At 43.4% G+C, this 11,475-nt stretch carries 6 protein-coding genes and 2 riboswitches; of the genes, 1 reads left to right on the top strand and 5 read right to left on the bottom strand.

What is annotated here, in order from left to right; translation table 11 throughout:
* Positions 1-143 precede the first annotated feature (143 nt).
* Complete coding sequence (locus DWX33_RS08220) at positions 144-1,520, top strand: NAD(P)/FAD-dependent oxidoreductase (RefSeq protein WP_005859606.1); 1,377 nt, start codon at positions 144-146, stop codon at positions 1,518-1,520.
* 100 nt (positions 1,521-1,620) lie between these two features.
* On the opposite strand, the gene DWX33_RS08225 is transcribed toward DWX33_RS08220, so the two are convergent.
* The 5 genes from DWX33_RS08225 to DWX33_RS08245 form a co-directional block, all read right to left on the bottom strand.
* Positions 1,621-4,392: an FAD-binding and (Fe-S)-binding domain-containing protein gene (locus DWX33_RS08225; protein WP_121961564.1), complete on the bottom strand. Its 2,772-nt coding sequence runs from the start codon at positions 4,390-4,392 to the stop codon at positions 1,621-1,623.
* A gap of 63 nt (positions 4,393-4,455) precedes the next feature.
* A complete protein-coding gene (locus DWX33_RS08230) occupies positions 4,456-5,574 on the bottom strand; it encodes an ABC transporter substrate-binding protein (protein WP_005867452.1) in 1,119 nt (372 codons plus the stop codon).
* Complete coding sequence (locus tag DWX33_RS08235; protein WP_005859612.1) at positions 5,574-6,938, bottom strand: DUF5074 domain-containing protein; 1,365 nt, start codon at positions 6,936-6,938, stop codon at positions 5,574-5,576. Before DWX33_RS08235 ends, DWX33_RS08230 begins: the two co-directional genes overlap by 1 nt.
* Before the next feature lie 20 nt (positions 6,939-6,958).
* A complete protein-coding gene (locus DWX33_RS08240) occupies positions 6,959-8,962 on the bottom strand; it encodes a TonB-dependent siderophore receptor (protein WP_034526476.1) in 2,004 nt (667 codons plus the stop codon).
* A gap of 37 nt (positions 8,963-8,999) precedes the next feature.
* A riboswitch (cobalamin riboswitch) is annotated at positions 9,000-9,205 on the bottom strand.
* A 109-nt stretch (positions 9,206-9,314) separates the two neighbouring features.
* Positions 9,315-10,997 carry a putative transporter gene (locus DWX33_RS08245; RefSeq protein WP_005859616.1) on the bottom strand — a complete coding sequence of 561 codons (1,683 nt, stop codon included), beginning with the start codon at positions 10,995-10,997 and terminating at the stop codon, positions 9,315-9,317.
* 299 nt (positions 10,998-11,296) lie between these two features.
* Positions 11,297-11,475, bottom strand: a riboswitch (cobalamin riboswitch).

The following is an 11,475-nucleotide window of genomic DNA, read 5'->3' on the forward strand; positions in this document are numbered from 1 at the left end:
CATAGAAAGAGATTGAGAAAGTCTTGTAGTAGTCTTATTCAATAAAAAAATCATTTGCGCAAGTCGTGTAGTAGTCATTTTCATGGCTACCGTAATTTATTATGTTTCCTTTGCCGGCGAATAAAATCTTAAATTCTTTCGACATGATGAAACACGAACTGGAGAAACAATTAGATGCGCTAGAAAAGAAAGGTGTCGACAGACGACATTTCTTTAAGTTATTAGCGGCGACAGGACTGATCGCGGGAGCTAATACCGGAAAAGCAAACGCTTTTTCAAGCAGCGCAAAAGGTAAAATCGTTATTATCGGTGGAGGAGCCGCTGGTATCAGTATGGCTGCCCGATTAAAACATTGGCTTGATGAACCGGATATCACCCTGATTGACCCCAGCGATCGTCAGTTTTATCAACCGGGATTCACTCTGATCGCCTCAGGTGTGTACCAACCGGAAGATGTTTGGAAGAAGCAAGAGGATTGTATGCCTAGCGGTATAAAATGGATAAAGGACTCGGTCGCCGCGGTTGATCCCGTATGGAATCAAGTAACGACCAAAAGTAACGGAAAGATTCCATACGACTTTTTAGTACTGACCCCGGGATTACAATGTAACTGGGAAAAAGTAGAGGGTATTACCCACGATACCTTGGGACAAGGAAACGCAAACTCTATTTACGATTTCGAAGGAGCCCAAAAGACATGGAAAGCTCTTCAAGAATTCGCTAAAAAAGGAGGCAAAGGTATTTATACCGATACCTATACAAAACATAAATGTGGTGGCGCCCCCAAAAAGATCTGTTTATTATCCGAGCATTACGCAAGGAAACAAGGGACACGCGACAAGCTGCAATTGAATTATTTTACCGCTTCGAAGGAACTATACGATATCCCGTATTTCACACCTCGCTTGCTAGAAATATATAATGAACGTAACATACCTATTAACTTGAATGTACGTGTAAAAGGTGTAGACACATCCGCGAAGCAAGTACATTTTGAGAAGATAGAGACAAAAGGCGAAGAAAAGATCGTAACGCCGTTCGTAGAGGATTACGATTTCTTACACTTCACCCCGCCTATGTCCGCTCCTGATTTCGTTCGTGATGCCGGATTAGGTTGGACAGAAGGTAAATTGGCCGCGGACGCATGGGTAATGGTCGATAAAGAGACCTTGGTACATAAGAAATACCAGAACATCGTTTCTCTGGGTGATGTAGCCGGTATCCCGACCAGTAAAACATCTGCCGCTATCCGTAAGCAAGTACCTATCGCCGCCAAGAACCTGATCGCGCTCATGGAAGGCAAAGAGCCGACCGAGAAATACAACGGTTATGCCGCTTGCCCGATCGTCACGGATTACGGCCATGTGTTGCTTTGTGAGTTTGACTACGAAAAGAAACCCGACGTTTCATTCCCATTCTCGATGATCGATACATCAAAAGAGCAATGGCTTGCTTGGATCTTAAAGGTATATATTTTAAAACCGATGTATTTCAACGGAATGCTTAACGGTTACGCATAATATGAATAAAAAAAATCTATGAAATAAAACTCCCTATAATTTCGAATGCCAAACTACAAAGCCCCGGGTTTCAGTTGTACGAAACCGGGGTTTTTGATTTTTAACGAGTAGCCTTTTCCACTAAATATACGATCGATTTATAGGATATCCCACTATTCATCGTCAAACCGATCTCGCACGTACGGCTATTGCTATATCCTTCCGTCGCCCCATGCAAGTTCGGTTTCAAGTAATGAAGACCGGAAGCGTTTAGTTCCGGATAGAAGAAACCACGATCGCCCGCCCAACCGCAACAAGTAACTTGAGCGGGAGAGACCACCCGGTTCGCGCATAAGCCCGCCAGTTCCACCAGCTTGTCTTGTACTCCCATCTTCGTTGTACTACAAGTAGAGTGTACCGCTACCGTAACCGGCAACTTAGTAAAGTTCAGACGATCACGCATAAAGTCATAGATAAACTCCACAGGTTCATATAATCGTAAACGTTTATCCAAGGTTTCCCTCATATGCAGCAAGCAAGGGCTCATGTCACACAAAATAGGCAAGCGGCCGTTATCGCTCGCCCGCAAAAGAGCCTCATTCAATTCCTCCGCCTTCTGCGCCGCTTGCTTCCGGAACCCTTTACTGCTAAAAGCCATGCCGCAACAAAGCTTACTTAGATTCTCAGGATAACGAATCGTAAAGTCCGCTCTTGTCAATAAAGCGATTATTTGTTCCGTTACACTTACAAAATCCACATCTTCATAATCAGCTGAAGCTCCCATCGTACGGGTAATACAAGACGGGAAATAAACCATTTCCATCCCATTCTCTACACCCGTCAGTTCCTTGAACTTTGACGCGCCAGAAGGTGTATGCCGAGTCCAAAGCGGGAATTTATGAGCGGAAGCCCTAAACAAGAAAGAGGCAAATCTCTCGAATGCGTTATACCCCACCAGCTTTGAAAGCACATGGGGCAGCTTAAGCAAAGGACGAAGCATACCCGTTACGGTTCCCATATTCCCGGCGATGCCCGAAGCGATAGCATTCGCCAAGACACCATTCTCTTTCCACCGTAACTCTTTGATCAATAAACCGGTATTAATGCCAACCGGACATGCCGTAGCACATAGGCCATCGGTAGCGCAGGTAGCGTTACCTTTATAGTTAAAGGCTTTCTTGAGTTCTTTATATCGCTTAGAGTTTGTTTCCCCCTGTTCCGCCAAAGCCGATAATTCCCTATAGATCACGATACGTTGCCGGGGTGTCAATGTCACATGCCTTGACGGACATTGTATCTCACAAAAACCACACTCGATGCATTTATCGATCAGCTCATTCGCCAACGGTATTTGCTTTAAGTTCTTTATAAACACATCCGGGTCCCGATTTAAAAGGACACCCGGATTTAATATATTTTCCGGGTCAAAGAGCCTTTTGATCTTCCACATCAACTCATAAATCTCCTCACCCCATTCATCTTTAACAAATGGAGCCATATTTCGTCCCGTGCCATGCTCCGCTTTCAAGCTACCGTCGTAGTAAAGTACCACATCTACAAGGCTACGCATAAAAGAAGCGTAATGATCAATACCTTCCTGTGCGTTTATATCCGGAAAAATCGTGAAATGAACGTTCCCATCCAATAAATGTCCCCACATCACCGCATTTCCGTATCCATAATCCGACAAGACCCCACGCACTTGTTCCAAAGCCTCTCCTAAAACCTCTTCCCGGAAAGCAATATCTTCAATAATAGATACCGTCCCCCGTGGCCGTCTTCCCGCAGCGGAAGTAAATAAACCGTTTCGTACCCGCCAATAAGTAGCGTAAAGCTTCGGATCGGTCGTAAATGATACCGGATATAAGGTCTGTATATCTGCTAGCCGCTCCTCTATATCCCGGAATTGGATTTGAAGTTCTTCTTCCGAATTAGAAGACGTGTCGATCAGCAACGCTACCGCATCCTCGGGTAAAGAATGTAATATCTCCGGCATCCCCGGTTCATCCTCTACCGCATGTAAGGCGTTTCTATCCATCAACTCGGCGGCGGACACCTTGCATTGGCGTAACGGGTCTATGGCTCTGCATGCTTCTATCAAAGAGGGGAAATAAATCAAGGCGGAAGCTTTTAAAGACTCATCCGGGACTGTCTCGAAAGTAACCGAAGAAATAAACCCTAAGGTTCCTTCCGAGCCAACCATTAAATGCATGAGTATATCGTATGGATCGGTATAATCCAAGAAAGAGTTCATTCCATAACCGCATGTATTCTTCAACTCATATTTAGATAGAATCCGGTCTTCCATGTCCGGATTCAACAAGATCTCCAAACGGAAATTCATCAACTTTTCCAATAAGCCTATATGCGTTTGCATGAAATCCCTGCGACTCGCTAACGAAGAAGTATCCAAAAAGGCTCCATCCGCAAAGATAATCTCCATATCCCGGACCGTATTATAGGAGTTATGGATAATACCATAGCTAGAACCACTCGAGTTATTCGCTACGATCCCGCCGATACGTGCGGATTTGATGGAGGCAGGGCTAGGCCCTAGCTTACGGGCATAAGGTTTCAACCAGCGGTTCGCCTCTTCTCCAGTTATACCACAAGGGAATTTAGCCAAACTCCCATCTCCTGAAATCTTAACCTTTCCATAGTCAGGACTGATTTCTATCAATACAGAATCTGAAATAGTCTGGCCAGATAAAGAGGTCCCCCCAGCTTTAAAGGTTACAGATTTACCAGTCTTCTCACATTCAGCAAGAACACGTTTTACATCCTGCTCACAACTCACGATTTCAACTCGTTTGGGATTCAACCTGTAAATCCCGGCATCTGTTCCCTTCGCTAATGTAGTTAAAGCATCAGCATATACCTTTTTTATCTTCATAGTCTAATACCTTTATTTGTCTAGAAACGACATTTCAACAAAGATATGAAACCTTTAAGACAATCAGGGCATTTCTCTAAAATAACGAGGAGAATACCCGAATACTAGCTCCGGATGGAAAATCCAGATTAAATCTTTCAATAGATATTCCGGATGTATAGGGAATTCCTCGTAATAAGGAACTGCACCTGTATTACAGGTATAAATCCGTTTTTTTTTAAAAGCGTCGAAATTCTCGTAAGGAGTATATTCGGAGCGTAAATCGTTATAGGTCATCTCAGAAGACTGATTATATTTAACAAGCCAAATATCCGCATGGATCGCTTTATCAAACACGGTCTCAAATGCTAAGGGGGTACTTCCGGCACCCGGTAAATCCTTAAACATATAATCGGCTCCGGCGTCCTCGATAAGATGAGCCATATAACTATCTCCGGATGGTACATACCACGAAGAGCCGAACTTCTTCTCCGACAAAACAGTAGGACGATTATCTATATTTGCGGTTAAGTCCTTTAGAGACAAATAGGCTTGCTCTGTTTCTTTAAATATAGAATCGGCCATCTCTTCCTTTCCGAATAGCAAACCATAAAAGCGAATCCACTCCGTACGCCCCAAAGGAAATGCCTCCATATAGTCGGCTCCTTCGATAATGGGTATCCCTATCTTCTCGACAGGCCCATAACTACTGTTCTGGAATGGGGAAGCTATCACGAGTTCCGCGCCGATCTCTATCATTTTCTCTATATTCGGAGAGGTAGCCTCACCTAAATCAGCGATTCTTCCGGCCTGTATACCCTCTTGTATGGCAGGAGTATCCATATAACGAGGCTCACAAACGCCTATAACCTTATCGGTTTCGTGCAGTTGATCAATAATAGCCGCATGAACAGAAGTATAAATCACAATATCTTTTACCGGGACCTTCACGATCGTCCCTTTGGGTAATCCGCCGGGAACCGACTTTGTCCGGTCTACCAATAAATAGCGTTGAAGCAGACGGGTGCTATCCCACGGATCACGAACTTCCACCATTATATAGGTATCAAAGCGCTGAACCGTGAAACCTTGGGCATATTGAATACTATCAGAGGAAAGAGCTTCCTTGGAAGAAGTTTGCTTTCCGGATGGCGTACATGCCACCATCCAGAAAGCGAACCCTAAGAGAATCAGTAATCGCATTAGATATTATCTTTTTGAGCGAGGACTACTTTCATGGGATTTAAACCGGCCTCAAACTTCTTGAACAATTTACCGTCACCTCCGAAACAATAGATATCGCCATTATTCTTATAATCAGACTCTGCGACATAGACATTTCCACCCACGGCACTGATTGAATAAGGGGATTGTATTGAGGTTCCATCTGTAATAAAGCTCGTTCCCGCAGATTGGCTCTTTGTATCAAATGTTAAAAATGCAGGGCTAGACATTCCCCATTGCGCATAGAACAGAAATAGCTTGCCATCCTCATAGGCCATCTCCGTTGCGTTTGGACAATTCGTAAGGGAAGTAACCTCATAAGTCTCCGTATTTATCTTTTGTACCGTATTGGGTATATCCGCATAGTTACCCATAGAAACCACATATACATTTCCTTGCTCATCCGCCTGTATCCGTGTGGGATTCAATACTACATCCAACTTCTTTATCTCTGTAAAAGTAGACAGATCAACCACTGATACCGTTTTATCATACCCAACCTCGGTACTGTAATCCATACCTCCGGAGTTTGAGACAAACAATTTATTAGAAGATACCGCCAATTGTTCCGGATTCCGTCCGACCTTTACTTTCGCCTCAACCTCCAAGGATGCGGTATCCAAACGAGCGACATATCCATTATAATAGCTAATATAGACTTTTCCACCCTCTGATACCATATAACGGGGCTGCCCCTCTGTCTTGACTTGCTTAATGGATTTTGCCTTCAGATCTGTCACTTCTATCGTAGACTCTCCATATACCGCGATATACATCTTATCGCCATACACGATCATATCCTGTGCCGTATCTCCCAGCCCCCTGCCATTTTGAGCCAAGAAATAATCGGGGACAACCTCATCCTTTTCTATGTCGTACATATATAAAGAAGAGTTGTTATTTCCCATATTGCCCGAATTCAAGAAATATAAAGCCATGAAAGAACTATCCTTCACAAAATCAATAACTCTTACGGAAGCATAAACAGAAGACTCACCTTCCGCATTTGCGGCTATAACTAATAAATAGCCTATATTTACGACATCCGTAATAGCATATGAATGTGTTCCAACTTCTACCTCCGCAATTTTCATATCTTTAGCGGTTCCATCAGAGGAACCATAAATCACGTACTTTGTTACATTGTCAACAGAAGACGGAGCTGTCCAATTTAAGGTTCCGCTAACTTTTAAAGCTTCCGGATTCTCATCCGTAAAACTGACATTAGTTACAGATACATTTGGTATGTTCAGTGAAGGCTCATTGTCATCATCACAGCTGACAAACGAGAAAGACATCAATGCACACAAGGCAGAGACACAAACTAAATTCTTCTTTTTCATTACTTTACTTTTATAGTTTACTAATAGGATAAACAAATACTTAAACGCCAAGAACGGCCCGGCATGGGATAATACTGAATAACATCATAATTCACGTTCGCAAGATTTAACAATTCACCTTGCAAACGCAAACCGAAATATCGAAAACGAAAATCTCGATTTATAGAAATACTCTGTTCTATATAAGAATCAATCCTGTTCCGATCTATATTTTGCGGCAATGCATAACGATCACCAACCGCAGTCAGTATATAAGAGACATTTACCCATGGATTTTCCAAGGTTACGGAAACCGTGCCAGAATGACGAGGTGTATAAGGAATCTGATCCTTATAATTCTTAGCTTCCGGATCTGTCACATCAACCGCGTATTGAAAAGAATAAGTGGAAGCCAAAAGCAAGCTCATTCGTAAGGGCAATCGGAATTGTGTAGATAAATTTACATCTACCCCTTTAATATCCACTTCGCCCATATTCATCATCTTCCAAACATACATGGTAGGTAAAGCCACGATCTTATCTTTCACCGTATTATAATATCCATCCGCCGAAATACTGAAATGCCGCAGCCAATCCCCACAGGAAGAACTCCATGTTACCCCTACATTATATTGGGAAGTTTCTTCCGGTTTCAAATTTGTATTTCCCATACGGAGGTAATACAAGTCCGTAAATGTAGGAACCCGGAATATATCTTTGTAAGAGGCACGTATCCGCAAAGTACTTTCCGAGAATGGCCGCCAAGACAAACTTACAGCCGGGGATAAACGCCTCTTATCATCCGGTTTTTCCCCTTGCTCCACTTTATCAGTGATATATGTTCCCAATAAACTAGCGGTAGCCGTGAATCGACTGTTCTTATATTGCACCGCTAGTACTGATTGAGAGGCCATTCGCTTTGGATTAGGGCCGTTCACAAAATTATTGTCCAGCATAGAGCGAGTTAAATCCGTAGTCAACGTCGCCGATACATACTTTATAGGAGTATACAGCAAACCTACAGAGCCATAATACTCATTCTGTGTATTCAAATCGACTTGTTCGCCCGCAGCATATTTATCATTTATATCTAAATAACGAGTAAAAGCATAATTATACTTAGCCATGGCCCGTAGCGTAAATTTCTCATTAAGAACATTCTTATACCCCGATTGCACGAAAAAGTTATTATCCCATAATCGTTCAGAAGTGTTCTTGTTATATAAATTAACAGAACCGGGAAGCCCCCGCTCCGAATCAAAATAGTACGCCTTAAAGGAAAGTTCGCCTCCCCTTCCAAAATCGCCGAATAGATTACCTTCCAAATGGAAAGAATGGATATCGCTATTTCTTCGCTTCTCTCTCGTTTCCAATTCCCCATTAATTAATGTATAGGGATATTGTCCATCCGCACGCACGAAATCACCATGTAAGGATGCGCTCCAACGCTTTCCTAATTTTTGATCATAATGCAGCACAGGATTAAAAAGCCCGAAGGAACCTCCCTTAACCTTAAGATAAGTATGAAACGATTTGTCTTTAAACGTGGGCTTTCCGGTTTGTATATTCAAGGCGCCTGCCGAAGCATACACCCTTGCCGTTTGGAAAATGTCATCCGACTGCCCGATTGACAAGGAAACCATCTCCACATTATCCAACGAGAAACGGCTGATATCGACTTGCCCGCTTTGCGCGTCCGTAATCGTCACCCCATCGTAACTGACGGCGGTATGCTTCGCTCCCAAGCTACGTACCGAGACCGTTTTCAATCCTCCGATCCCCCCATAATCCTGTACCGTAACTCCCGAGAAGCGTTTCACGGCCTCGGATAGGTCTTGTACTCCCAAGCGATCGATTCCCGCCCGGTCCATAATTTGCAAAGGCGTACCTTCACGGGTGACCGACGGACGTACCTTCTCCACCACTTCCACCCCGGAAAGCTCGTGATAGGCCGTCGTATCGATCTGTTGACCGTAAGCGACACCCAAAGAGAATAACCATGCGCTAAAAACGCATAGGCATCTTATAAGATATAAATCTCGCATAGCAACATTTAGATTTACCAACGTCTTCACCCGAAACGTCGCATAACAAAATCATGGCAGGTTTTCTGGCTCGTCCACCCTCTGTCGGCTACCTTCCCGCCTATCCGATAGGCAGTGGCAACAAGATTTGCCGGGGCTCCAAGGACTTACAGCTACGGGTACAGCTCCGGACTCGCACCGGATTCCCTTTTACTGATTATTATCGGAATCGATAACATCTACACCTTGATTGGCCGCAAAGATACATGTTTACTTTTTGATTAGCAACAAAAAAGCCCCCCGGCGAATCACTTCGGCGGAAGGCTAGGGAGTTTACACTTTTCTAAACATTACTAACAACAAAATATTTATTCTATGTATAAAAGAATAATATCATTAACTGTGCGGTCAACACACGCAAAAACATGGTCAATGGATAAACCGTCGCATATCCAACCGCCGGCGCATCATTTCCTGCCGCCATATTGGAATAGGCTAACGCAGGAGGATCGGTCGTACTTCCCGCAATCAATCCCATCAACGTAAAATAATTCAGTTTATAAAAATACCTTCCCACACAACCGATAATCAGTAGAGGCAATAACGTTATTATAAAACCATAACCGATCCAAGCTACACCACCCTTATTGACTATCGTATCGACAAAACCTTCACCCGCACTCAATCCCACGCAGGCGAGAAACAACGTGATTCCTAATTCCCTCAATAGTAAATTAGAACTTTGCGTGGTATAAGTAACCAATTTATAACGATAACCGAACCGGCTTATCAATATCGCAACGATCAACGGACCTCCCGCTAATCCTAATTTCACCGGTTGAGGAATACCCGGAAAACTAATAGGAAGACTTCCCACGATAATACCCAAAACTATACCAACAAAAATAGTCACCAAATTAGGTTCATTCAAGCGTTTCATTGAATTACCCAGCGTCTCGGCAACTTTCTCCACCGCCAATTCACTACCGACCACTGTCACCCGGTCGCCTATTTGCAAGACCAGATTAGGAGTAGCTACCAACTCCAGCCCCGCACGATTGATCCGAGTCACGTTAATTCCATGTAAACGGCGTAACTGCAAAGCCCCTAATTGCTTACCGTTGATTTCAGACCGGGTAACCAAAATACGCCGGCTGATAAACTGGCTTTCCGCCGGAATCCATTGCTTACGATCCATCTGTATTTCTTGACCGATAAAAGTCTTTATCGCCTCCACGTCATGCTCTGCGGTAATAACAAAAATCTTATCATCTCCATTCAATACCGTGTTCCCCGCCACGATCTCTATCCGATTCGTATCGTTACGTAAAATACGGGAAATAACAAATTCACGGTGTTCCAACAATTTAGATAGCTCACTTACGCTACGACCAAAAATCGCCGGATTCTTCACCACCAAAGAGATAGGTACAGCCTCTCCTCCCGATTCCGTATCCGTCTCTTCTTCCAATTGTTCCGTCTCCTTCGCAAAAGAGATACGGAAAACATAACGGATAAAAATCATCGACAAGATAATGCCGATCACACCTAACGGATAGGCAACCGCATATCCTAAAGCGATCGTTTCATCCGAGATCCCCGTCATATCTGAATAAGCCTGTTGAGCAGCGCCCAATCCCGGTGTATTCGTCACTGCTCCGGATAAGATACCTACCATTGTCGGTATAGGAATGCCTGTAATATAATGTATAATCAAGGCAGTAATCACCCCTAGAAAAACAATACCGCAAGCAAGCATATTCAACGTGATCCCTCCCTTTCGAAACGAAGAGAAAAATCCGGGGCCTACTTGCATACCTACCGAGTAAACAAATAAGATCAAACCAAACTCTCTAAAAAAATGAACGACCGACGGATTCGCCGTAAAACCGAAATGCCCGAGAAAGATCCCGACAAACAGTACCATGGTAATCCCTAAAGAGATACCGAATAGCTTCAGTTTACCAAGCTGGATCCCCAGAGCGATCACAACGGATAACAAAAGGATAGAATGCCCTACCCCTTCTCCCCATAACAATTCATTAATCCATTCCATATCTATTCATGTATATATTAATTTAAGATAAAAAAGTACCTCTGGCGAATCACTTCGGCAGAGATACACATATTGAACATTTAGTATCCCAGTTTAATCTGGCATCCATTCTAACAACATTTACTAATATATTTTCTATTTCTTATGCTGATAATTTAGACAAACTTTCCTCTTCCGGCAAAAGGGTTACCGGCCATTCAAATGTCGCACGACAGTGCGAACAGATCCTTTTCATACGTCTTTGTTCCTTTTAAGATATTGCTTATCTTTTCGTACTGCTTTCCTAATCCCTCGAGCAAAAACAGCCTTTAATGAATGGCAGGTCTTCTGACTGACTCCCATCTTGAAGCCTTCCCGGTCGCTAGAACCAGTGGCGATAGTGTTGTTTCAAGATGTTCTTCGGAGCTTCACAGCAGCGGGACTGTCCGGGATTTACACCCGATTCCCTTTTAATCCACATACCCGAATGGTATATGCG

Source organism: Parabacteroides sp. AF19-14, from assembly GCF_003635485.1.
Lineage (GTDB): Bacteria > Bacteroidota > Bacteroidia > Bacteroidales > Tannerellaceae > Parabacteroides > Parabacteroides distasonis.

Coding starts and splice junctions, on each gene's coding strand:
- DWX33_RS08225 (WP_121961564.1), bottom strand. CDS start 4,392: ATGAAGATAAAAAAGGTATATGCTGATGCTTTAACTACATTAGCGAAG.
- DWX33_RS08235 (WP_005859612.1), bottom strand. CDS start 6,938: ATGAAAAAGAAGAATTTAGTTTGTGTCTCTGCCTTGTGTGCATTGATG.
- DWX33_RS08240 (WP_034526476.1), bottom strand. CDS start 8,962: ATGCGAGATTTATATCTTATAAGATGCCTATGCGTTTTTAGCGCATGG.
- DWX33_RS08220 (WP_005859606.1), top strand. CDS start 144: ATGATGAAACACGAACTGGAGAAACAATTAGATGCGCTAGAAAAGAAA.
- DWX33_RS08230 (WP_005867452.1), bottom strand. CDS start 5,574: ATGCGATTACTGATTCTCTTAGGGTTCGCTTTCTGGATGGTGGCATGT.
- DWX33_RS08245 (WP_005859616.1), bottom strand. CDS start 10,997: ATGGAATGGATTAATGAATTGTTATGGGGAGAAGGGGTAGGGCATTCT.